19 protein-coding genes are annotated in these 24422 nt (G+C 39.4%); 11 read left to right on the top strand and 8 right to left on the bottom strand.

The window, feature by feature from the left end:
- Positions 1-21: 21 nt before the first annotated feature.
- Positions 22-564, bottom strand: coding sequence for a cysteine hydrolase family protein (locus tag AWW73_RS17440; protein ID WP_061874404.1), 543 nt, complete (start codon positions 562-564; stop codon positions 22-24).
- A gap of 105 nt (positions 565-669) precedes the next feature.
- Here AWW73_RS17440 and AWW73_RS17435 point away from each other — a divergent pair, with 105 nt between their 5' ends.
- Positions 670-1083 carry an Lrp/AsnC family transcriptional regulator gene (locus tag AWW73_RS17435; RefSeq protein ID WP_062850281.1) on the top strand — a complete coding sequence of 138 codons (414 nt, stop codon included), beginning with the start codon at positions 670-672 and terminating at the stop codon, positions 1081-1083.
- 93 nt (positions 1084-1176) lie between these two features.
- Here AWW73_RS17435 and sfnG read toward each other — a convergent pair whose 3' ends face one another.
- Together sfnG and msuE are read right to left on the bottom strand one after the other, a co-directional pair.
- Positions 1177-2289, bottom strand: coding sequence for a dimethylsulfone monooxygenase SfnG (gene sfnG, locus AWW73_RS17430; RefSeq protein ID WP_062850280.1), 1113 nt, complete (start codon positions 2287-2289; stop codon positions 1177-1179).
- Positions 2290-2333: 44 nt separating this feature from the next.
- The gene (gene msuE / locus AWW73_RS17425) at positions 2334-3071 is read right to left on the bottom strand and encodes an FMN reductase (RefSeq protein WP_016142782.1); all 738 of its coding nucleotides are present in this window, start codon (positions 3069-3071) and stop codon (positions 2334-2336) included.
- A gap of 376 nt (positions 3072-3447) precedes the next feature.
- On the opposite strand from msuE, the gene AWW73_RS17420 reads away from it, so the two are divergent.
- Entirely contained in the window at positions 3448-4098 is a 651-nt protein-coding gene (locus AWW73_RS17420; protein ID WP_002122041.1) for a response regulator, read from the top strand.
- Between the two features lie 44 nt (positions 4099-4142).
- Here AWW73_RS17420 and AWW73_RS17415 read toward each other — a convergent pair whose 3' ends face one another.
- Both AWW73_RS17415 and AWW73_RS17410 read right to left on the bottom strand, forming a co-directional pair.
- Positions 4143-4910 carry a hypothetical protein gene (locus AWW73_RS17415; protein WP_017387555.1) on the bottom strand — a complete coding sequence of 256 codons (768 nt, stop codon included), beginning with the start codon at positions 4908-4910 and terminating at the stop codon, positions 4143-4145.
- Between the two features lie 393 nt (positions 4911-5303).
- Positions 5304-8801 carry a hybrid sensor histidine kinase/response regulator gene (locus AWW73_RS17410; RefSeq protein WP_061874403.1) on the bottom strand — a complete coding sequence of 1166 codons (3498 nt, stop codon included), beginning with the start codon at positions 8799-8801 and terminating at the stop codon, positions 5304-5306.
- A 182-nt stretch (positions 8802-8983) separates the two neighbouring features.
- Here AWW73_RS17410 and AWW73_RS17405 point away from each other — a divergent pair, with 182 nt between their 5' ends.
- From AWW73_RS17405 to AWW73_RS17390, 4 genes are all read left to right on the top strand, one after another.
- The gene (locus AWW73_RS17405) at positions 8984-9316 is read left to right on the top strand and encodes a DUF485 domain-containing protein (protein WP_016142785.1); all 333 of its coding nucleotides are present in this window, start codon (positions 8984-8986) and stop codon (positions 9314-9316) included.
- Between the two features lies 1 nt (position 9317).
- Entirely contained in the window at positions 9318-11033 is a 1716-nt protein-coding gene (locus tag AWW73_RS17400; protein ID WP_016143758.1) for a cation acetate symporter, read from the top strand.
- A 167-nt stretch (positions 11034-11200) separates the two neighbouring features.
- The gene (locus AWW73_RS17395; protein WP_016143757.1) at positions 11201-11893 is read left to right on the top strand and encodes an ion channel; all 693 of its coding nucleotides are present in this window, start codon (positions 11201-11203) and stop codon (positions 11891-11893) included.
- Positions 11894-12060: 167 nt separating this feature from the next.
- Positions 12061-14028 (top strand): BCCT family transporter, encoded by a 1968-nt coding sequence (locus tag AWW73_RS17390; protein WP_062850279.1) that lies wholly within the window; start codon positions 12061-12063, stop codon positions 14026-14028.
- A gap of 62 nt (positions 14029-14090) precedes the next feature.
- Here the strand turns inward: AWW73_RS17390 and omp33-36 are convergent, their stop codons facing one another.
- Positions 14091-14993: a porin Omp33-36 gene (omp33-36, locus tag AWW73_RS17385; RefSeq protein WP_062850278.1), complete on the bottom strand. Its 903-nt coding sequence runs from the start codon at positions 14991-14993 to the stop codon at positions 14091-14093.
- A 1007-nt stretch (positions 14994-16000) separates the two neighbouring features.
- Between omp33-36 and AWW73_RS17380 the strand changes: the two genes are divergently transcribed.
- Positions 16001-17710 carry a GGDEF domain-containing protein gene (locus AWW73_RS17380; RefSeq protein WP_062850277.1) on the top strand — a complete coding sequence of 570 codons (1710 nt, stop codon included), beginning with the start codon at positions 16001-16003 and terminating at the stop codon, positions 17708-17710.
- Between the two features lie 31 nt (positions 17711-17741).
- On the opposite strand, the gene uvrA is transcribed toward AWW73_RS17380, so the two are convergent.
- Complete coding sequence (uvrA, locus tag AWW73_RS17375; RefSeq protein ID WP_062850276.1) at positions 17742-20576, bottom strand: excinuclease ABC subunit UvrA; 2835 nt, start codon at positions 20574-20576, stop codon at positions 17742-17744.
- 296 nt (positions 20577-20872) lie between these two features.
- Between uvrA and AWW73_RS17370 the strand changes: the two genes are divergently transcribed.
- The 4 genes from AWW73_RS17370 (at position 20873) to AWW73_RS17355 (ending at position 23507) form a co-directional block, all read left to right on the top strand.
- The gene (locus AWW73_RS17370) at positions 20873-21475 is read left to right on the top strand and encodes a TetR/AcrR family transcriptional regulator (RefSeq protein ID WP_061874398.1); all 603 of its coding nucleotides are present in this window, start codon (positions 20873-20875) and stop codon (positions 21473-21475) included.
- A 3-nt stretch (positions 21476-21478) separates the two neighbouring features.
- On the top strand, positions 21479-22456 hold the full coding sequence (locus tag AWW73_RS17365; RefSeq protein WP_062850275.1) for a zinc-binding dehydrogenase: 978 nt from the start codon (positions 21479-21481) through the stop codon (positions 22454-22456).
- Between the two features lie 65 nt (positions 22457-22521).
- Complete coding sequence (locus AWW73_RS17360) at positions 22522-22875, top strand: DUF1304 domain-containing protein (protein WP_062850274.1); 354 nt, start codon at positions 22522-22524, stop codon at positions 22873-22875.
- A gap of 290 nt (positions 22876-23165) precedes the next feature.
- Entirely contained in the window at positions 23166-23507 is a 342-nt protein-coding gene (locus AWW73_RS17355; protein ID WP_016143750.1) for a GlpM family protein, read from the top strand.
- A 42-nt stretch (positions 23508-23549) separates the two neighbouring features.
- Here AWW73_RS17355 and AWW73_RS17350 read toward each other — a convergent pair whose 3' ends face one another.
- Positions 23550-24362 carry an SDR family NAD(P)-dependent oxidoreductase gene (locus tag AWW73_RS17350; RefSeq protein ID WP_062850273.1) on the bottom strand — a complete coding sequence of 271 codons (813 nt, stop codon included), beginning with the start codon at positions 24360-24362 and terminating at the stop codon, positions 23550-23552.
- Positions 24363-24422 lie beyond the last annotated feature (60 nt).

The following is a 24422-nucleotide window of genomic DNA, read 5'->3' as shown; positions in this document are numbered from 1 at the left end:
GGGCTTTTTTATTGAGTTCTATTAAGAGCTTGCTAAAAAGTCAGCAGTATTTTGTACATTTGCAAACGTACTCAGCGCAGTTAAAAAAGCAGTTTGTACGTCTTCAGCTTTTACAGTTTTTCCGTCATGGCTTAAATCACGAGTGGCAGTTGCATCTGCAATTAAGATGGGTTGATAGCCAAGTTCTTTGGCTGCACGTGTACCTGAATCAATACACATATGCGTCATCATGCCTGTAATCACGAGCTGCTCAATTTGATGTGCTTTTAAAAGTTCATCTAAATTGGTTTCTAAAAAACTGTTTGGATAATGCTTTGTCACTATTAAAGAATCACTGCCCGCACTGAGTTCGGGATGAAGTAAAACTCCATCTGTATTTTCTTGGAAGAAACTCGCTTGTGGTGGATTAATATGCTGTACATAAATGATGGGCAAGTTTTTCTCGTTAAAATATTGTTCGAGTTGTTTTATTTTTTCTAACGCTTGATCTGGCCCAACCAATTCCATTTTGCCATTTTTAAAATAATCATTTTGGACATCGATAACTAATAATGCTTGTTTCATGAGATTACTCTTGTTGATATGAGATAAAACAAGATTATTCTCTGCTTGAAAAATCGGCTATAGTCAGATGAAAGCATTACCGCCCGTTTTCTTTCGCCATGAAAAATGAATATTGAATTAGACCCGATCGATCTAAAAATTATTGCATTGCTTAAACAAGATTCCCGACTAACCAATAAAGAAATTGGGCAGCGCGTGCACCGGACAGGACAGGCGGTGGGTGCTCGAATTTCTCAGTTGATGGATGCTGGGGTCATTAAAAATTACACGATTACCGTGCAGTATTCACATAAACAATTTATTCATTTGCATTTAAATGAACAACGCGCATTTGAAGAAATTGAAAATTTGGTCAAGCAATATGAACAAATCGATGAATGTTTTAAAGTCATGGGCAATGCTTGCTATATGATCGTAAGCCATTTTGAACACCCAGCATTAAATGAGTTTATAGAGAAACTTTCAAAATGGTGCCGTTACTCAGTTGAAACTGTGATTCGAGAAGTTGAGAAATCTTAAACAATAAAGGCTCCAAGCCGAGTCTTGGAGCCAATAAATTCTTTATTTTTAATTTATTGTTTTTATTATCTTGCGCTGTTTTAACTGGGGTTTTTAGGCTGATTTAGCTTGAATTTCTACCTCCTTTTCCTGTTGAAGCTCTAACTGGCGAACGAGTGGTAGAACCTTTTCTCCAAAATATTCCACCTCTTCAATAAAATGTAAGAATCCTGAAAGAATCAAATCAACGCCTACATTTTTAAGCGCCACAATACGCTCTGCAATTTGCTGTGGTGTACCAATTAAATTGGTTTTAAACCCATCGTTATATTGCACTAAATCTTCAAAACTTGATTTTGCCCAGTTGCCTTGTTGCTCTGGGGAAGCCGCACCCGCTTCGCGAGTTGCATCGCCGAATGCATTGACCGCTTCAGTGTTGGCTTTATCAATAATTTCGTGAAGTACTGCTTTTGCTTCTTCTTCGGTATCTCTGGCAATAATGAAAGCGTTTACCCCAATTTTGACATGATGATTATTTGCTTTTGCTTTGGTGCGAATGTCTTCAACTTGTTTTTGAATTTCTTCGACCGTATTACCATTAGTAAAATACCAATCAGATACACGAGATGCCATGTCGCGTGCAGCACGTGAGCTACCGCCTTGAAAAACTTCGATATAAGGCTTTTGCAGAGGTTTTGGTTTAAGTGTGTAGTTTTGGAACTGATAGTATTTACCATCAAAACTGTAGTTATCTGTGGTCCAAATTCCTTTTAGCGTACGAATAAATTCTTCAGAGCGAACGTAGCGTTCGTCATGCTCAGGCCACTCTTCTCCAATCGCATCAAACTCTCCTCTAAACCAACCACTCACCACATTAATGGCAATACGGCCTTCGGTTAGATAATCAATCGTTGCAAGTTGTTTGGCTGCCAGTGCTGGTTTCCAGGGGCCGGGCAGAATCGCCGCAATGACTTTAAGTTTTTCAGTTTTTGCCAGTAATGCATGACTGAAACTTACAGATTCATGTTGGTTTTCTGCCCCGTACCCCGCCGTAAAACGAATTTGGGTGAGCGCATATTCAAAACCATTTTTTTCGGCAGCCTGTGCAAGTCGAACATTGTAGTCATAACTCCAGTCTGTACGCTGTTCGATGTTACTTACTACAAGGCCACCGCTTACATTTGGTACCCAATAAGCAAATTTAATTGGTTGTTGTAATTGCGTCATGGTTCGCTCTCCCCATTCGTTATTTTTATTTAGCTATGTTGCATTTAGGCAACATGCGTTAATGATTTGCCAGACTTGTGATGTAAACGGGACTCTGCCGCATCAAGATCTGGTACAGCTGCTGAAGGTAATACTTCTTCTTGCTCAATTTGCTTGTTAATACCAAGTTCTTGATTTGCCTGCTGTGATTTAGGTTTAACCACCTCAGCACGTTTACCTTTTGCCGGTGCCCATTCTAAAATAGGCAATGCACGTGCTACCGCTAACGTAATACGATCGGATAATTGCTCGCTTTTCACCGTATATTCTGGGGTAAAGTCACGATCTGTCGCATATACGCCAATTGGTAAAGTTTGTGCTTGGAAGAAACTAAACAACGGACGAAGTTGATGTTCTAGCACGAGTGCATGACGATCACTACCGCCTGATGCTGCTAAAAGTACAGGCACATCGACTAAAGCAGTTTGTTCAACAAAATCGAAGAAATGTTTGAAAAGACCTGTAAAAGAGGCACGATAAACAGGTGTGCCTACAATTAAAGCATCTGCTGCTTCAACCGCTGCAAGATCATCTTGTACGCGCTGTGGAAGTTGATTGCGATAAAATGCACCGCCTAATAGAGGTCCAATTTCGCTTAATTTAATAAAATGAACTTTAATGTCGATTGCTTCTGATAATTCATCAAGAATGGCTTGAACCAGACTTTCCGTTTTAGATGGGGTATTTAAGCCACCAGAAACAGCAACAATATTTAAAGGTTTTGGTGATGTGATACCAGTCATAATTTGGTTCCTAAGCCTAAAACAAGAGATTAGACTTATTAATCAACAATGACGGTAAACTGTAAAATAACGAAATTGGTCAACCTTATCAGTTTTAAATATAAAAGATAAATAGTGGATTTTTATACTTTGGCTTTCTGTTAAGTTGCTGTTTTTATTTTATATAATTATTGGTGATATATTTTTTATAATAAAAAAGAAGCTTATATAAAAAACAGATTAATTTTGATTAAAAGTTAAAAAACATCTGAAAATCTTGGCTAAGTTCTGCATTTATCAACATTTTGCATAAAAATGGATAAGATGAACGTATCTTTCATCTAAATAGTAGGGTTACAATAGGCCATACTTATGCTCAAGATTACTTTAATCGCTTATGAATATTTTAATCGTTGATGATCATCCTTTGTTTCGTCATGCTTTAATTCAAGCAGTACGTTATAGCCTGCCACAGGCACAAATTCATGAAACAGCTTCGGTTGATGAGTTTTATGAGCGTTTGGAAAATGGGGCAGAACCTGATCTAGTATTACTCGATTTAAATTTACCGGGTGCTTCAGGCTTTTCGGCTCTGGTTTATGTAAGAGCACAGTATCCATCTATTCCGATTATTGTGGTTTCTGCACATGAAGAAACTTCAATCATTCAGCGTGCAATTGCACATGGTGCGATGGGTTATATTCCTAAGTCGGCTCATCCAAGTCATATTGGCGAAGCGATTCGTCAAGTCTTAGAAGGTGATATCTGGTTACCACCTAACTTGCCATCTAATCTTAACCTTGACCCAAGAGCAGCAGATGAAACTGCTTTAGCTGAACGTATTCAATCGTTAACACCTCAGCAATTCCGTGTTTTGATGATGGTTGCCGAAGGTTTGTTAAATAAGCAGATCGCATACGAGCTCGATGTTTCAGAAGCAACAATTAAAGCGCATGTGACCGCTATTTTTAGAAAATTAGGTGTGCAAAACCGTACACAAGCCGTATTAGCGATTAGTGCACTTAATATTGAAGATAAGAAAATCTAAAAAAGAAAAAAGACCTCAATTGAGGTCTTTTTTATGGGTGCCACTTAAGCAAGGCAGTCTTGCTTTGGCGTTAGGCTGTCGCAGTACAATGGGTTAAGCGCACATTGCAAATCATCAATTTGATCTTGAGTCACATAACCTTTCATTTTTAAATATTCAGCCACGCGGTCGTCACGTAAGCTTAAGAAGGCTGCATCATAAACGCCTAAATCTACAAAAAGTGCAGCTGTTTCTAGGCTGTTGAAGCGATCAAGGAAGATATCATTGCCATACATCAAGAAGATATGGTCGAGTTTTGCTTTTTCATCAACATGGAGTCGTTCAGCAAGTTGATCTGGATGCGTTTTAATAAACAGTAAGTCAGAGAGTTCATCAAACTGAGTCATATCTAACTGATTTTCGCCGAGTTTGACATGACCAAGCCAAGCTTTGAAAACGAGTACAGCACCGCCACGGAGTAGCATGCTCCAGATTTGATGACGTGTGTCGTGGTCAAGATTTTCACTTTCAGCGCTAAGAACTTTTAAAAAGTTTTCTTCTTGTTGAGCCAATTTATCAAATAAGCCTAAACCTTGCGGATGATAAGCCGCAGGTGCAAATACATCAAAATTTAGATCATGAAATACATTAAGTGCCAGTGGGACTGCACATTGATAAATTGTATTTAACGCTTTGATATTTGCTTCGTTGAGTTTGCTATGGGGGAAAATACTTTGCCAATCTAGTTCAGGAAGTAAAGCATTGGCACTATATTGACGATAAAACTGTTGAGACGAAAGTTGGCCTTGTGGGCTGTTATCAGAAATATTCATAGCAATTGTCCTTTGCATTAATTCGTGAGCAGGGGTGCTTAATATAGAAATAGGTTTTATATAAAAATAGCTGTACATTTAAAAAATAAGTTTTGAATATTTATGTGTCATGAAGAATGCAAGTAGAATACGACTAAAGTCGTATATAGTTGTTTTTGACTAATTATAATTTTAAAAAACAGTGGCTTATGAAATTGTAACTAAGTATACAAGTGTTCACTTACAAAAAAGGTGAGCTTTGCCATAGAAAAAGAGCTAATGGAAAGTTTGGCCAATTATTTAATAAACAAAAGTAGACTTTTTGAGCAGTTTTGCCTATTGGCTTAAATTAAACCCATAATTTTTGCCAACCATCTCTCCCAAACTTATTAAAAGGTTTGGGAGAGAAAATATTTAATCTACCTCACTGGCGATTTTAAGTCCCGATAACCATGCTCTTAGAGAAGCTGGCTTAAGCGGTTTTTTGAGTAAAACAATATTCAGTTCTTTCAATTGTTGAGGTAGCTCAGGATGAGAATCTGCGGTAATTAAAGCCACTGGAACGTCATCCTGACGATTTTGCAAAATAAAATCGACACCGAGTTGGTTGTTGTTTAAATGCTGATCGATAAGCCAGACCTGAATATTCTCTTTTTGAATAATCTCAAGTGCTTGTTCTGGTTCAGTGGCTTTAAAAACTTCATAACCCCATCGACCTAATAAGCTACTCATGCCCTCAAGAATAGTTTCATCATTGTCTAGACATAAAATTCGGTAGGCTTTGGTTTTTAAAGGTACTGCCTGTACGGTTGGGGTTATCACTTTTGGAGCTTCTACGATAGGAACCTCAATCATAAAGCAAGAGCCTTTATTGAGTTGTGAGTAGACATGGACTGGATAATTCAGCAAGCCCGTCATACGCTGCACAATAGCAAGGCCCAAACCTAAACCTTGCTCACCCCAAGGGGATAAATGTCCACAACGTTCGAATTCTTGAAATAGTTTAATACGTTGCTCTTCAGCAATTCCAGGGCCTGTATCCCAAACACCAATTCGAATATGACCAGATTTTTGAGCAGAACGTAATACGCCAACAATTACTCGGCCTTTGGCTGTATAGCGCAAAGCATTACTTACAAAGTTTTGAATAATGCGTCGAATCCACTGTGGATCTGTATCGATCCAGAACGATACATCGTGAACTTTCAGGGAAATGTTTCGCTGTGCAGCAATTGATTTGAACTGGAGTTCAAGATCGCTTAATAAATCATGTAAAGGATAAGGCTGTCTTTTTGGTTGTATGGTGCCGCCTTCTAAACGTGCAATATCGAGTAGGGCAGAGAGCATACTTTCTGCGCCATACAGAGCACGGTCAAGTTGCTGCAAAGTTTGACGATCTTCTTCAGTTGCGATGCTTTGTTCAAGAACCGTACTAAACAAACGGGCGGCATGCATAGGTTGTAATAAGTCATGACTGGCGGCTGCAATAAATCGGCTTTTTGACATATTGGCCATATCAGCTTGTTCGCGTGCAAGCTGTTGCTCGCTTAAGGCATCTGCAAGTTGTTGGGTTCTGTCTTTTACGCGGGCTTCGAGTATTGCCTCATTCGCACGGAAAGCAGTAATGTCAGCGAACGTAGTCACAAAGCCTCCCCCTGAAATAGGATTACCACGCATTTGAATAACGCGTCCGTCTTTACGGATTCGTTCAAACTCATGCGCACTTCCGACTTTCATCCAGTGTAAGCGTTTACGAACATGTTCTTCGACTGAACCGGGTCCGCATTCGCCGCGTTCAGCGTTATAACGAATCAAGTCGGCAATTGGACAACCTACATAGACTAAATCTTTTGGGTAGCCAAATAATTTTAAATATTGGTTGTTCCACGCGACCAAACACATATTTTTATCAACCACACTTACCCCTTGAGTCATGTGGTCAATCATGGTCATCAGCAAGTTTTGATTAAAACGTTGCCATTGTGAGGCTTGGTCTAAAATATTAGCGACTTGTCCTAATGCCAAACCATTGTTAATCATTGCTGTAGTGAGCAACGTACGTGCAGAAGCGGCCCCGATAATACCTGCAAGATATTGCTCAGTGAATCGCCACCACATGCCGTTGGCGATACTATTCGGGTTGAGCGTGAGATGATTTTGCTCGCAAAAGTTCTCGAATGCTTGAGTTGTGGGTTGCTCACCCGTAATTCTTTTAGCAAGTGCGAACAGATCACCTACTTTTAAGCGCGCGGCATCGTGTGGTAAATAGGTCAAATCGGTAGAAGTATGGGGTGATGGCAAAGGCTTAGTTTCATAATAAAAAAAGCTTTCTGCCTGTATTTGTTCAGCCACACTTGGGCGGTAAAGTTTAGAAATCCAGATATATAAAAGAATATTTAAACCGAGTGACCAAATGACGCCGTGCGTTAAAGGTGCAAATGACTCAAAACCAAAAAGTGACTCTGGACGTAAGGCATTTATTCCAAAAGGACCAAAAAGCAAAATACTTTGGGCTGTTTCTTGATAGGCTTCCGGCAAACTACGTAAGATGGTTGGAAATAGTAATGTATAACTCCACATTAAAAATCCAACGATGAGACCAGCGTAGACACCTTGGCGACTTCCGCCTCGCCAATACAATCCCCCAATCAATGCAGGTGCGAACTGGGCAACAGCACTAAATGCTAATAAACCAAATACTGAAAGTTGGTTAATATCATTAAAGAAATGGAAGAATAAAAAGCCAAGTAGCATTACCGCGACAATACTAATACGTCGACTAAATTTAAGAACTTTTGGTAGATGTTTATCATGGCGTGAAAGCAACTTAAAACGCCAAAGTGCGGGCATAATCAAGTCATTACTGAGCATGATAGACAAGGCAACAGATGACACCAGTAACATGCCTGTTGATGCAGAGAACCCGCCTAAAAAGGCCAGTAGGGCTAACCACTCTTGGTTATAACTCAGTGGTAATGAGAGTACTGCAACATCGGGCACAGTGAGGAACTTCGGAGCTGCATGCAAGGCCCAGCTTGCAATCGGGATAATCGCTAGAATCGTTAAAATAAGATAAGCCGCAAACCATTTACGTGCACCGCGGATATGCTTTTCATCACGTAATTCAACAACAGCCACATGAAATTGACGGGGTAAACATATAATTGCTAGACCTGCCAATAGTGTCTGAATCCAGAAAGTTTCAGGTACCCCAAACAATTGGACTTCCTGAAAGGTTTGGTTTACGTCGGCTGAGACTTGTACTAAGTTCGCGGGTGCTTCAAAAATAAAAAATAAAGCGACACAGATCAGCGCGAATAATTTCACAAAAGATTCAAATGCCACAGCTAACATGAGGCCGCCATGTTGCTCGGTGTTTGCAATTTGTCTGGTACCAAAAATCATGGCCAAGATCGCAAGGACACTGGTTAAAAGCAAAACGCTGTTGGTGGTCGTATGAATATGAGCATTCTGCTCTAAGATGACTGATGTACTTAAGGCAATTGCACGTAACTGTAAGGCGAGATAGGGAATAATCGCAATCACTGCCAAGATTGTAACCAGCGAAGCTAATACGCCACTTTTTCCATAACGTGCAGCAACAAAGTCGGCAATTGATGAAATCGCGTGGTGCTGACGTACTCGGCCTAAACGTCGCCAGATGTCATAACCGAACCAGACAAATAACAGTGGACCTAAATAAATAGGTAAGAAAATAACGCCTTCTCGGACCGCCGCTCCGGTTGCACCATAAAAAGTCCAAGATGAACAGTAAACACCTAAGGTCAAACTAAACAAGAACATGCGGCCACGTGTACTCAGACGGCTGGCATGCTTTTCGCCAAAAAAAGCACAAACGAATAAGAGTGCTATATAAAGAGTGAGTACCCCAATAATCAGCCAGCTGTTCATATGACCTACATGATTAAAACCTTGCGCCTATCATACCGCAAGCAGAAACAAAGCAATAAATTGATTAAATTTTAACGACCAAAGTCTAAGTTACGAATTACACGTAATTTTGCTAATTTGAATAATGAGAAACTACTATTAAAAAAGTGGCCAAGGTTGGGCACAGGGCAAGGAGTTTGGTTATGGATCAAAGCCAAGTAGAAAAGATTCTACACAATCCAAAGTTTCAGAAAATGGTCAAGAAAAAAAGTGCATTAAGCTGGACGCTCACAATCATTATGTTAGTGCTTTATGTGGGCTTTATGCTACTTGTTGGCTACAACAAAGAATTTTTGATGAGTTCATTTAGTGGTGGTGTAACGACATGGGGTATTCCACTAGGCTTAGGAATTATTGTTTTATCTTTCCTACTGTGTGGCGTGTATTCCTATATCGCAAACAATACCCTTGACCAGTTGAGTGAAGAAGCGTTGAAGGAAGTTGAAGCCATCACGCATGAGAAAGGATTACACTAATATGAAATGGAATTCATTAAAAGCGAAAGCCTTATTGGCAGCAGCATCGCTATATTCAACTGTTGCTATGGCTGGTCCAGATTTGGGAGAAGCTGAGCAACAGGCGACAAACTGGCATGCCATCATCATGTTTTTGATTTTTGTTGGTTTCACTTTGTTTATTACCAAGTGGGCTGCAAAACAAACCCAATCAGCACAAGATTTCTATACCGCAGGGGGCGGAATCAGCGGTTTCCAGAACGGATTGGCAATTGCCGGTGACTATATGTCAGCTGCATCTTTCCTCGGTATTTCCGCAATGGTATTTAGCTCGGGTTTTGATGGCTTACTTTATTCTCTTGGGTTTATGGTAGGGTGGCCAATCGTTTTATTCTTGATTGCAGAGCGTTTACGTAACCTGGGTAAATACAACCTTTCAGACGTAGTGTCATTCCGTCTCGAAGAAAAACCGGTCCGTACCTTAGCTGCCTTGAGCTCGTTGGTTGTTGTCGCATTCTACTTGATCGCTCAAATGGTAGGAGCGGGTCAGCTCATCAAATTACTATTTGGTTTGAACTACAACATCGCTGTTGTCATCGTTGGTTTATTAATGATGGCATACGTCATCTTTGGTGGCATGTTGGCAACGACATGGGTACAGATCATTAAAGCAGTCATGTTGCTCAGTGGTGCGACTTTCATGGCATTCATGGTGATGAAAGCGGTTGGTTTTAGCTTCAGCAACATGTTCACTCAATCAATTGAAGTATTCAGTAAAGTTCACAGCGTAAGCTTTGAAGAAGCTGCGAAAATTATGGGTCCGGGTAAACTTGCCGCAAATCCGATTGATGCATTGTCTCTTGGCTTAGCACTCATGTTTGGTACAGCAGGTCTTCCACATATTCTTATGCGTTTCTTCACAGTAAAAGATGCAAAAGAAGCGCGTAAATCAGTTGTGGTTGCGACAGGTTTCATTGGTTACTTCTATCTTCTAACTTTTATTATTGGTTTCGGTGCGATTCTTTTCGTATCAAACAACCCTCAATTCCTTGATGTTGCAAAAATGGCAGTATCAGGCAAGCTTGAACTTGTTGGTGGTAACAACATGGCAGCCGTGCATTTAAGTGACGCTTTAGGCGGTGACTTATTCATGGGCTTCATTTCAGCAGTAGCATTCGCAACAATTCTTGCAGTTGTTGCAGGTTTAACACTTTCAGGTGCATCTGCAATTTCACACGACTTGTACGCTAACGTATTTAAGAAAGGTCAAACGACTCCAGCTTCAGAACTCCGTATGTCAAAAATTGCGACACTTGGTTTAGCAATCTTTGCGATGATTTTGGGTATCTTGTTTGAAAAACAAAACGTAGCCTTCATGGTGGGCTTGGCGTTCTCTGTGGCATGTTGTGCAAACTTCCCGATCCTTGTTCTTTCAATGTTCTGGAAAGGTTTAACGACTCGTGGTGCTGTTATCGGTGGTTTGGTTGGTCTTGTAACAGCGGTAGTGCTTATTGTTCTGTCTAAAGCAGTTTGGGTGGATACTTTAAAAATCTCTGATACACCAATTAACCCGTTTAATGGTCCTGCATTATTTGCGATGCCATTATCATTCCTTTGCTGTTGGTTGTTCTCGGTGACTGACAACTCTGCACGTGCAAAAAAAGAGCGTGCTGCATTCGATGCCCAATACGTTCGCTCAATGACCGGTATTGGTGCTTCAGGTGCTTCAGACCACTAAAACCAAAATTTAGTACATCCCTCATTAAAAGCCCTTAGGGGCTTTTTTTGTTTATTTTATATATCGAGATGAAAGAATTTTTTAATAAAGAACAACTTGTTTATCCTATTTTTTGTACAGTATGATTTTCTATAATTCAAAATATAACGAAAAAGGAAAATAATTAAATGCGATCTATCATCGATTTTTGGGCGAGCTTTCGACTGCTACCTTCTGCGTGGCTCTTACTCGTTCAGTTTATTTTATTGATTTTAGCTATGCTGACTTTTCACGATGCGTCTTATAGAACCCTCACTTGGGCGTTAGGAGTACTTGCCTTACTCATTATTGCCAAGGTTATTCGCCAAACTCCAATGTTTACTTTTTTGGGTTTAAGCTTTGTCAGTGGAGCGATTATATCTTCGGTCTTTATCTTATTAGGCTATAGCAATTTAACGATCCAGATATTTGCCCATAGCTGTGAAGCGCTAGCTTACTTTTCGGCTGCTTATGGTTTATTCCGTTATATGTTCGCTGACCGGTATTTAACAAGAGATGAACTATTTGCGGCAGCAGCAGTCTTTACCCTGATTGCTTGGGGCTTTGCATTCCTCTACAACATTTGTCAGCTATTAATTCCTGCTAGCTTCCAAAACCCAAATAATGTTCATCATTTACAGACTTGGTTAGACCTACTCTTCCTGAGCTTTAGTTTACAGTCCGCGACAGGCTTATCGGATTTAATGCCGCTTAGTCCCCCAGCACGAGTTTTAGCCATGCTACAGATGTTCTGCGGAGTGATGTATCTGGCCTTGATTGTTACCCGTTTAATTGCTTTGCAGTACATTGCTCACCCCACAAGGAAGGATTCTGGCAAATAAAGGAGAAGGTGTTTCAATTTGTTTACACCTTTGTAACTGCAATATTATTTAAGTTTATTTAGAGTATTATCGGCTTTCTCTATTGAAAGATTTAACTTTGTTCATTCCGTGAATATCTCTATTGGCTTAATGCCTGTCACTTTTCATTAAAATAACATGGAGGAGTTATGCCTTCCAAACAACCAGGTTGGTTCGCAAACGTTAATCCTAACGTATTTTTTGGTACGGTCATTATCATTGCTTTGTTTTTGGCAGTTGTTGTGATCGCTCCCAGTTCCTTTGAACTTCTAACGCAGCAATTAAAACAATGGATCACCGATTCATTTAGCTGGTTTTATGTTTTATCTGTTGCTTTCTTTCTTATCTTGTTGATTTATATCGCCTGCTCATCAATAGGACGGATTAAATTAGGGCCTGATCATAGCCAGCCTGAATATAATAATGGGTCTTGGTTCGCCATGCTATTTACAGCAGGGATGGGGATCGGCCTGATGTTTTTCGGGGTTGCCGAACCGGTCATGCATTATGTTAATCCACCAAGTGGAGATGCCCAGACCATTGATGCAGCGCAGCAAGCACTTAGAGTAACTTTCTTCCACTGGGGTTTGCATGCGTGGGCAATTTACGCAGTAGTTGGGTTAGCATTGGCTTATTTTGCTTATCGACATAATTTACCACTAAAGACCCGTTCAGCCCTATATCCGCTCATTGGTAAAAAGATTTATGGACCATGGGGCGACAGCATCGATATCTTCGCGACCATTGGTACAGTATTTGGTGTAGCAACTTCTCTGGGGTTTGGTGTTACCCAAATTAACTCTGGTCTACATTATTTATTTGGCGTTGAACAAAGCACCCATATTCAAGTTTTACTGATTATTTTTGTGAGCATTTTAGCTTCCTTATCTGTGTTCTTAGGTCTAGATAAAGGGGTTAAACGCTTATCAGAGCTAAACTTAGTCTTAGCCTTAATATTACTAATATTTGTGTTTATCGCTGGTCCTAGTATTTATTTACTCCAGACTACTATTCAAAACACTGGGCAATATATCTCTAATCTTTTTACCATGACATTCAATTTATATGCTTATCAGCCGAATGGATGGATTGGTGGTTGGACAATTTTATATTGGGCCTGGTGGATTTCATGGTCACCATTTGTGGGTATGTTTATCGCGAGGGTTTCACGTGGTCGTACCATTCGAGAGTTTATTGTTGGTGTTCTGCTCATTCCGACAGGTTTTACGATTATCTGGATGGGCTTTTTAGGAAATGCTGCGTTATTTAGCATTATTCATGAACATCAAACCACTCTCATTCAGGCTGTTCAGCAAGACTCGTCAGTTGCACTGTTTGAATTCTTAGGTCACTTGCCATGGTCAGGTGTCATGAATATTTTGGCTACTATTTTAGTCGTTTTATTCTTTGTGACGTCTGCTGACTCTGGAGCCCTAGTAACAGACTACTTAACTGCAAAAACTGAAAATTCACCAACTTGGCAGCGTTTGTTCTGGACAGTGCTGATGGCTTTACTCGCCATTATTTTATTGTTAGTCGGTGGTTTGGCTGCACTTCAATCTTCAATCATTATGAGCGCATTGCCGTTTACTGTGGTTATGCTGTTCATGAGTTGGGGATTAATAAAAGCGTTACATCTTGATGTCACCAAAATGACAGCCATTCAGGAAGCACGCATTACTCCACGTGCTATTCATAATCCACGAAGCTGGCAACAGCGTCTCGGATTAATCATGCACTATCCTCATAGTGAAGAAGAAGTAAGAGAATATATTGAAAAGCAAGTGGCTCGCGCATTTGAAAATATCAAGCATGAATTTAGACGCCGTCACTTAGAAGTTTCAATTACTCAACTTGAAGATGGGATGCAACTTCGGGTCGATCATCACAATGAAATTAATTTTATTTATAAAGTTGTTTCACGTGAAACAGTGCCGCCAAGTTTTTTAATTGGACGTACTGAAGCTGAAGATGGGCAATATTTCCAAGCTGAAGTCTTTTTAAGAGAAGGTGGACAGAACTATGACGTAATGGATTGGACTCAGGAAGATTTAATTCAAGATATTATTGATCAATATGAACGCCATTTATATTTCTTAAATATTGTACGAAGTTAATATTTAGCTGTAAAAAAAGGACTCAAATGAGTCCTTTTTTTTAATTCAATTTCTAATTTAAATTAGAAGCGAACTTTAGCATTTAAGCCGATAGTTTGTGTATCGTAGCTAGACTTTTTAACGTCAGCTTTCATGTACGATGCACCAACTGCTACAGCTGGAGTAATGAAGTAGTTTACGTTACCACCCCAAGCTTGACGGAATTCACCAAGGTCATTGCCTTTGATGTCAGCTGAACCATCGTTACCAATGAAAGATGCGCCAACGCTTAACTTAGGAGTTAAGTAAAGGTCAGTTTTTAAACCATATTGGTTTTCTTGACCGAAAGCACCAGCAGCTTCAAAACCGATTGCCATGTTAGTTCCATCGATTGGACCTACATATTTAGCACGAGCTGTAACAGCATCTTGGTCGTCTTGGATTGCAGCAGTTTGGTTCACAGCAGAGTAGATACCGTTGCTAATGATGCCAAAGTTGTCTAAAGCGAATTGGTTAGCAACGCTTGTATAACCAACAGTCATCAAGAAGTTAGGTAACAACATAGCACCAACTTCTAATGCATAACGGTCACCGTTGTCATCACGAGAGATAGCGTTTTTACCATCAACATCAGTGTGGTTATAAGTTGCGCTAGCGTATCCAGGAAGGTAAGGAGTAGGAACGTAAGCCTCACCTTTAACACCGTATGTACCAACGTGATAGTTTAAACCGTTGCTTTGGTCATACTGTTGGTAGCTATAACCTAAAGATACGCTAGAAGCTTGGTTCAAGAAAGCTGCTTCAGCTAAAGGACCTTTAGCAGTATCAACATTTTTTAAATAGAATGTACCAGCAACGTCACCTGTGAAGTTTTTATCGTTTGCAGTTGTGTCAACATATTCAGATTGACCTTGAACTTCAAATTGATAAGCATGAGCACCGGTCATGGCTAATAATACAGCAGTGGCTAAACCAAGTTTTTTCATAATCATTTCCAGCATTAACAAGAGATAAAGCTGGGGCCATTGTATTGTAACAATTTATGAAGTCAATAATGTAGAAAAGGTAATGTTAAAGATATTTGACACTTATGTTAAAAATGGTGAAAAACTAATCAAATGAAAAGTAAATTGTCAACCTGATAAAAAAATGAACATTTACAATAAGCTAATAATTATATTTCATTGAGAATTAACAACTAAATGTTTAAAAGATATTACAATTGTAATTGGAAAAACTGATTGTATTGATCGGTTTTAACATTGGTAAAAGTATAGCTTTGTTTACAAAGTGAATAAAAAATCGTCATTTTATTATCAAATTTATTTTATTTTGAGGAATAGTTAACAATATTCCGATAAGTTTAACTAAAAAATTTAACTATTCTTAATTATTATATAAGTGAATAAAGTAAAAGGAATCTATATTTTAAGTTAAAAAAACGATTAAAATTTTAATTCTGATTAATTTAATCAACTTTACAAAAGTAGAGATAAATCACATAATTTAATGGCAAAGTTCACTGCCTAACGTTTTTAGGATTTAAAGTGCTTGCCCAGATACGATGTGTATGTCACATCAGACTTTACGAGCTCAGCTTTCCCCAAGGTTGAGCTTTTTTTTATCTGTAAGAAAATCTAAAAACTACATTATGAATTACGTGAATTTTATTTTAAAAACAATAGATCAAAAAGAACCCAGCTTTAAGCTGGGCAGTGGATGCTGGGAGAGACATCCAAGAGGACAAGTGAATATATTTATTATCATTACTAAAAAACTTTAATCTGTAAAATAGAGTTTTTTTATAAAAATCATTTGATTTTTCGATTCTGATTTTTCATTTAAGCTGAGAATGGGGGGGAATCGTATAATTATTAAAAGAGAAATGAAGGGATTATTGATGAAATTCTAGTTATTAAAATGCTAGGATGGATTTAAGCCTAATTTATATCGTAGTAAAAATGGCAGGACATTTACGGAGTACCAGCTAGAAATGTCAGGATTACGTTCAGAGCATATTAGTAATCGACTGTTCTTTTTTATGCTGGTTATAATTTTGTCCTTATTATTCATGGCAATACCTCTTATTGTGGGAAGCTATCAGGATTATATAAAAACTAGACAAGCCCTAGCCGAAATAAAAAGTTTAAGAGCAGTTGCTGATATTGCTTATAAAATTTCGAAGGAACGTGCTCCCGCTAACAAAATGATGTCGAGTGGTCCTCACGATTTATTAAAGAGTCAGCAAGAATTAAAAAAATTTCGTTTAATTGTCGATGAACAAATTGATACAAGCATTCTTATTTTAAAACAAGCAGGTTATGTCTCATTAGCCAATGAGTTGCAAACCAGTTTAAAGGAAAATCTCAAACAAGCTCGACATGTAGTTGATTATTATGGTGAAAATCCATATGCATCCAGAACTTCCGTTCAAATGGATAACGCTATTTTAGGAATGTTTGGCGCATGGGATCAATGTAGGGAAATATTGCAAAAATTGATGTTGCAGTTAAAAAGTAAAGATAGTCGTATTTCTAATTACTTTACGCTGATTATCGTTCTGACTGATATGCGTGATCAGGCTGGGCGTATGGCATCTAATATTATTGCCCCTGTAAGTTTTAATGAAGAGATTCCAAGTAATAATCGGGCACGTTCTCTACAAACTCAGCATCAAGCTAGATATTTATGGATATTGGTTGATACTTTGCAGCCTGAACAGGCAAAAACTCCAGAATATCGACGATTATATTCACGTGTGAAAACAGAGTTTATAGATCAGGGTATTCCAATTGTAGAAAAGCTATTAGAAGAAAGCCAAAAGGATGAGCCATATTTTTTAAGTGGTACACAGTTAACCGAAGCAATCGTAGGTAAATTTACCACTGTAGTTGATTTACAAAGTTATATTCTTGATGAGAGTGTAGTCATTGCCACTCAAGAAAATGCAATTGCTCGAAATGATTTCTTTTTAACTTTATTTATTTCTCTAATTTCTTTGGCTACAGCATTACTTACTCTGATATATGCCCAAAGACGTGTATTTTCTCCTTTAATTAAAGCGAGAACTTTAATTTTAGATTTATCGCATAGTTCAGATCATTGTAAAGATGAGATGAATGTCACCACAAAAGGTGAATTTTTTTCTTTGTTTGAAGCGATAGACCGATTGCAGCGTATGTTGCAACAAAGAGATGCTTTTGAATTTCAATTGAAGAATATTGCTAATACTGACCCACTCACTGGTGTGTCTAACCGTTTGGCTTTATCTGAATATTTAAAAATCGTTGAAAGTTATCCTCAAAAATTTACGCAGACCTGCTTAATGATTATCGATATAGATCGTTTTAAACAGGTGAATGACCGCTATGGGCATATTGTGGGTGACCGCGTCATTGTCAGTATTGCCGAGCAATTAAAGCAAAATATCCGAAGTTCGGATTTAATTGTTCGTTATGGGGGAGATGAATTTTTAATATTGCTAGAGCAGATGCAATTTGTAGATGTCCGTCTATTAGCAGAGAAAATTCGAATGGCGATTTCTTTAGAAGAGATTGATTTATCTGGTACAGAAGAAAAATTGCATGTGTCTGTAAGTATTGGTTTTGCCATAGGCGCAGCGAATTGGATTGAGCTTTTAGAGAAGGCTGACAACTCACTCTTAAAAGCTAAAGCCAAAGGGCGAAATGCAGTTGAGGGATAAAAAAGCCGGAAATGATTTCCGGCTTTTTATTTTATTGCTTCAACATCGGCTTTAAGAAACGGCCTGTATGGGAAATCTCAACCTCGGCCACTTGTTCCGGTGTTCCTTCGGCAATGATCATACCACCGCCTGAACCACCTTCAGGGCCTAAGTCGACAACCCAGTCCGCTGTTTTAATCACATCAAGGTTATGTTCAATCACTACAATGGTATTACCCTTATTGCGTAGCTCATGCAAAATATCGAGTAACTTGGCAATATCATGGAAATGCAGACCTGTTGTTGGCTCATCCAAGATATATAAAGTTTTACCCGTATCTCGTTTTGCTAACTCACGCGCTAGTTTTACCCGTTGTGCTTCACCACCAGATAAGGTCGTAGCAGCTTGGCCTAAACGGATATAGCCTAAGCCCACCTGAGTTAAGGTTTCTAAGCGTCGATGAATCACTGGAATAGCGCTAAAGAACTCCGCAGCATCTTCAACAGTCATTTCTAAAACATCAGAAATGTTTTTGCCTTTATAGCCTACTTCAAGTGTTTCACGGTTATAACGTTTGCCATGACATGCATCGCAAGGTACATACATGTCTGGTAAGAAGTGCATTGCGACTTTAATCATACCATCGCCTTCACACGCTTCACAGCGTCCACCTTTTACGTTAAACGAGAAACGGCCTGCACTATAACCACGGGCTTTTGCCTCTGGTGTTTGCGCAAATAATTCACGGATTGGTGTAAATAACCCTGTATACGTTGCAGGATTTGAACGTGGTGTGCGTCCAATTGGGCTTTGGTCAATATCAACAACTTTATCGAGATGTTGAAGACCATCAATCGAGTCAAACTTCTCAGCCGTTAATGTCGTTGCACCGTTAAGCTGTGTCGCAGCCAATGGAAGTAATGTGCGGTTAATCAACGTCGATTTACCCGAACCTGAAACCCCGGTTACGCAGGTCATAATGCCAAGCGGAATCGTTAAATCGACATTTTTTAAGTTGTGACCACTTGCCCCAGAGAGTTTGATGACCTCATCTGGACGTGGTGATTGAGTACGTTTTTTGGGTACTTCAATTTTGAGTTTGCCAGAAAGGTATTGTCCTGTAAGAGAATCGGTATGTTTAGCCAATTCATCATAAGTCCCTTCGGCAATAATCACACCACCATGTACACCAGCACCGGGACCGATATCAATAATATGGTCAGCAGCACGGATTGCATCTTCATCGTGTTCAACGACTAATACCGTGTTACCTAAATCACGTAAGCGAATCAGTGTTTGTAATAGACGATCGTTATCACGTTGATGTAGACCAATAGATGGTTCATCGAGCACATACATGACGCCCATTAAACCTGCACCAATTTGTGAGGCTAAACGGATACGCTGTGCCTCACCACCCGATAAGGTTTCGGCAGAGCGAGCTAGACTTAAATAGTTAAGACCCACACTCACCAAAAAGTGTAGACGTTCACGAATCTCTTTAAAGATTTTATCTGCGATTTCACCTTTAGCACCTTCAAGATTTAATCCTTGATAGTAGCTTTCAGCATCACCAATCGACATACGGGTAATGTCAGCAATGGTTTTGTCTTTTACGCGGACATTGCGTGAAATTTCATTTAGACGTGAACCATCACATGCATCACATGCGGCATTAGAGAGATATTGAGCTAAATCATCTCGTACATAGTTACTTTCAGTTTCACGGTAACGACGTTCAAGATGCGGCAAAATTCCTTCAAAAGGTTGTACGCGAGTGTGTTTACGACCACGTTCGTCGATATAGCTTAAATCGACTTTTTCTTTACCTGTACCTTGTAAGAATTTCTTTTGAGTATCTTTATCGAGCTGGTTCCAAGGCGTATCAAGTTGAAAACCAAAATGATCTGCAACTTTTTGCAGCATCGAATAATAATATGGACGCTGACGATCCCATCCACGGATCGCGCCTTCACTAATCGCAAGGTCAGGATTTGGAATCAGCTTTTCAGAGCTAAAATGACTGCGTGTACCTAAACCATCACAAACAGGACAGGCACCGAACGGGTTGTTAAATGAAAACAAACGTGGCTCAAGCTCTGCGACAGCGCGATCACATTCAGGACATGAGTGCTTTGCAGAAAAAACGCGATCTGGGTGTTCACCATTCATCCACGATAAAACTGCAATATCGCCACCTAAACGCAGTGCAGTTTCAAATGATTCGGCAATACGGTTACCTAAATCTTCACGTACTTTAAAGCGGTCAACGACAACTTCAATGGTGTGTTTTTTCTTTTTGTCGAGTTCTGGTGGCGTATCAATATCAATGATTTCGCCATCAACACGGGCACGAACAAAACCTTGACCTTGTAGTTGTTCGAACAGATTGCTGTACTCACCTTTACGCTCACGAACGACAGGGGCAAGCAACATGAGTGCTGTGCCTTCCTCAAGGATTTTTACTGCATCGACCATTTCAGAAACGGTTTGCGCAACCATAGGCAAGTCATGTTCAGGGCAGTAAGGCGTGCCGACACGTGCGTAAAGTAAACGCAAATAGTCATAAATTTCGGTGATGGTACCGACGGTTGAACGTGGGTTATGACTAGTAGATTTTTGCTCAATAGCAATCGCTGGTGATAAACCTTCAATCGAGTCGACTTCAGGCTTTTCCATTTGCGATAAAAACTGGCGGGCATACGCTGAAAGCGATTCGACGTAACGGCGTTGTCCTTCGGCATACAGGGTATCGAAGGCTAGAGAAGATTTTCCTGAACCTGATAACCCCGTAATTACCACAAATTTGTCGCGTGGAATATCGAGAGACACATTTTTTAAATTATGGGTACGTGCACCTCGAATACGGATATGACTTTGGCTCATAAAACATCTCAATTATGTATTGATGAAAATTTAGGTGTTGATTGATCAGTCGCAGAGAGGTGTGACTGGTTATAAACAACAGACCCTATATATGATAACGATTTAAAATTGTTCAAGTGGTACAAAATGATTTAAAGCGACAAATTGTGACGGTTAAACGACAATCGACAAAATTTGTTTAAATAAGCAGGTTGTATTTTTAACATTCCTCACTTCAGATTTCTACTCTAAGCAGATTTTAACCAGCAACATAACTTTACTAGACGACTGGTCTAATAGTTGTTTATGATGTATGTATGAAACGATTAAATAAAAGTGAAACCACGCGACAACATATTTTGGATACCAGTTTTGAGCTGGTATTACATAAAGGGTTTGTCGGTGTTGGTTTACAAGAAATCTTAAAGGCTTGTGACGTACCTAAAGGTTCGTTCTATCACTACTTTGCTTCGAAAGAGGCATTCGGCTGTGCGCTCTTAGAGCAATATATGGCTGATTATAAAGTTCGTATGGAACAACTTTGGCAACACAGCGAGCAAAGTGCTCATGCCCGTTTAATGGCCCTATGGCAGGCGTGGATTGATGATCCCGTAAACGGTAGTTGGGCTGAAAACTGTCTGATTGTGAAGTTGGCGGCAGAGGTTTCTGACTTGTCAGAAGACATGCGCCAAATTCTTAATGATGGCGTGCACAAACTAACGCAACGTTTGGCTTTGCTACTCAAAGAAGGGCAACAAGAAGGATCAATTCCAAAACATATTGAACCTTTAAAAACTGCGCAAGTCATGTATCAGTTATGGTTAGGTGCTGCTTTACTCACAAAATTATCGCAAGACAAAGCACATCTCCATCTAGCCTTAGAAACTACTCAACAACTCATAAAACCGATAGAGGAATAAAGCATGCGAAGTATTATCCATCGTAATTTTGGCGAGCCTGTAGACGTTTTAGAGCAGGCGGATATGCCAAAGCCAGAGCCAAAAGCAGGCGAAGTTCGTATTAAAACCATCATGTCTCCAATGCATAATCATGATGTATGGACAGTACGTGGAAGCTATGGCTACAAGCCAACTTTACCTGCGATTGGTGGTAGTGAAGCCGTTGGTATTGTAGATGCGTTAGGTGAAGGCGTTACTCATGTACAAGTAGGGCAGCGCATCGCAGTGGCAGCTGTGCATGGTAGTTGGGCTGAATACTTTATTGCACCTGCTCAAGGGATTATTCCACTCAATAATGAAATTGATGACGAAACAGCAGCGCAGCTGATTGGTATGCCAATTAGTGCGCTCATGCTACTCGACTTTGTAAATGTTCAACCCGGTCAATGGCTCATTCAAAACACAGCGAATGGTGCAGTTGGTAAAACGGTTGCGATGATTGCACAGGCACGTGGTTTACCTGTAATTAATTTAGTTCGTCGTACTGACGCGATAGCCGAGATGCAAGCGTTAGGCATTCAGCATGTTGTTGCAACTGATCAGCCTAATTGGAAAGAGCAAGTTAAACAGATTCACGGTGACCAACCTTTAATTGCTGGTGTAGACTCGATTGGTGGAAGTGCAAGTGGTGAAATGCTGAATTTACTCAGTGAAAATAGTCTGCTCGTTTCGTTCGGTAGTATGACTGGTGAAACCATGCAGATTTCATCGGGCGATTTGATTTTCAAACAAGCGACAGTAAAAGGTTTCTGGGCGAGTGTGGTTAATAAAGAAATGCCTGCTGCTCGTAAAAAGGAACTGATTGTTGAGTTATTAACGTTAGCAACTCAGAAAAAATTAATCCTACCTGTAGAAGGTGTATTTAGTTTTGATGAGATTAAAACTGCCGCACAAAGAGCCACACAAGGTGCTCGTCAAGGCAAAGTGTTGTTAAAGCCGTAAGACACTAAAAGATCAGTCGAGAGACTGATCTTTTTTCATATCTTTAAAATAAAAAGGAAAACTGTATGATCGGACAAATTTTAATTGCGCTTATCGCAATACTACATGTCTATATTTTAGTGTTAGAAATGTTTTTGTGGGACAAACCTTATGGCATGAAAGCCTTTGGAAATAATGCCGAAAAAGCAAAACTCACCAAAGTGATGGCACAAAACCAAGGTCTTTATAATGGCTTTTTAGCAGCGGGTTTGTTTTGGTCTTTATTGGCTGATGCACCTTTTGCGACATCCATTGCCAATTTCTTTTTAGGTTGTGTACTGATTGCAGGTGTTTATGGCGGTCTGACTGCAAGTAAAAAGATTATTTATATTCAGGCAGTTCCAGCATTAATTGCTTTGGTCGCTGTTAATTTTTTATGATGAAATGAAATCTAGGTAATACTTTTAATTTCACAACGGAGCTTTAATCCGTGAGATTAGATACTATCAGTTAATTCTGTTACTTTTGTTTTGGCAAAAGTAACCAAAACCATTGTCATCTGCAAAACCTGTTGTTTTACATCATCTATCCACTCTCTTGCAAAAACATTCATTTATAATCATAGGCAGGTTGCAGATGACGTTTAGCACAAGCAGATTGTGGTTTAAGTATCTTTAGTCAAACTGCACAATATTGAAGTTTATAGTTAAGCGTTGGATCTAGATTAAATATGTGGGCGTTATTTTTAAAGTGTATGTTGGGGGCCGGGGTTGTCCTCATCATTTCAATTTTATCGAAAAGTAAGGCCTTTTATATTGCAGGTTTAGTCCCGCTTTTTCCTACATTCGCTTTGATTGCTCATGTGATTGTTTATCAGCAAAAAGGTGCCGAGGCATTACAAAAAACGGCTCTGTTTGGTCTATGGTCACTTATTCCCTATGCTATTTATTTAGTTGCCGTTTATGTGCTTGCAACGCGTATGTCGATGTGGTCGTGTCTAGGTTTGGCAACACTGTGTTGGGTGGTTGCCGCGGCAGGTTTGATTTATGGATGGCAGTTGTTTCAAAATTAAAAGATTAAGAGAGATCTCTTAATCTTTTAATTTGAACTAGCTTTATGACGGTTCGATAATGCGGGTTCTGAGCATCCCTTCAACTAATTTGATCATCTTTTTACGAGATAGAACTCGTGGCAGTTGAGACGTTAAATAATTGCTACAACCCACTACAACCGTTGCTTTATTCTTATCTAATGCTTTAACTGTTGCAGATACAACATCGTCGACTGTAGAGCTTTTCATACCGCTGGTATCTGCATTAGCGACCTGAGTAAAATTGGTTTCCGTATTGCCTGGACAAACTGCCAGAAATTTAACTCCTGAAGAGCCGTATTCTCCTGCAAGAGCCTCAGTAAATTGCAATACATAAGATTTAGTTGCCCCATACACAGCAATATAAGGCAGGGGTTGAAACGCACCTGTAGATGAAATATTAATCATGATGCCTTTTTTGTTCGTAAGCATGTGGGGCAAAAATAGATAACATAAAGACGTTACGCTGCTGATATTTAGCGTAATCATTTCTTGATAGGTAGATACAGATTGATCTAGAAATTTAGTCCATTTTCCAAATCCTGCGTTATTAATTAAAATCTCTACCGATAATTTTCTACCTTGCACTTCATCAAATAAGCTCTGAGCTGAATTGGGTTGAGCTAAATCTAAAACGATCACCTCAACATTCACGTTATATGTTTTTCTAAGTCCATCGGCTAAATCATTTAGTTTCTGCTCAGAGCGTGCTGTTAAAATTAAATGAATTCCTAAAGATGCAAGTTTATGAGCATAGGCTTTGCCTATTCCTGAAGATGCGCCTGTAATTAATGCTGTTGAATTTTTAAATTTAAATAAAGAAAGATAAGCACTCATTTTATTGGTCCGTAATAAAAGAAGTCATTACGATAAATCTTGTCCCTAAGGGCAGAGTCA

The organism is Acinetobacter lactucae, assembly GCF_001605885.1.
Lineage (GTDB): Bacteria > Pseudomonadota > Gammaproteobacteria > Pseudomonadales > Moraxellaceae > Acinetobacter > Acinetobacter lactucae.
This window is presented reverse-complemented; position numbering and strand designations above follow the sequence as displayed.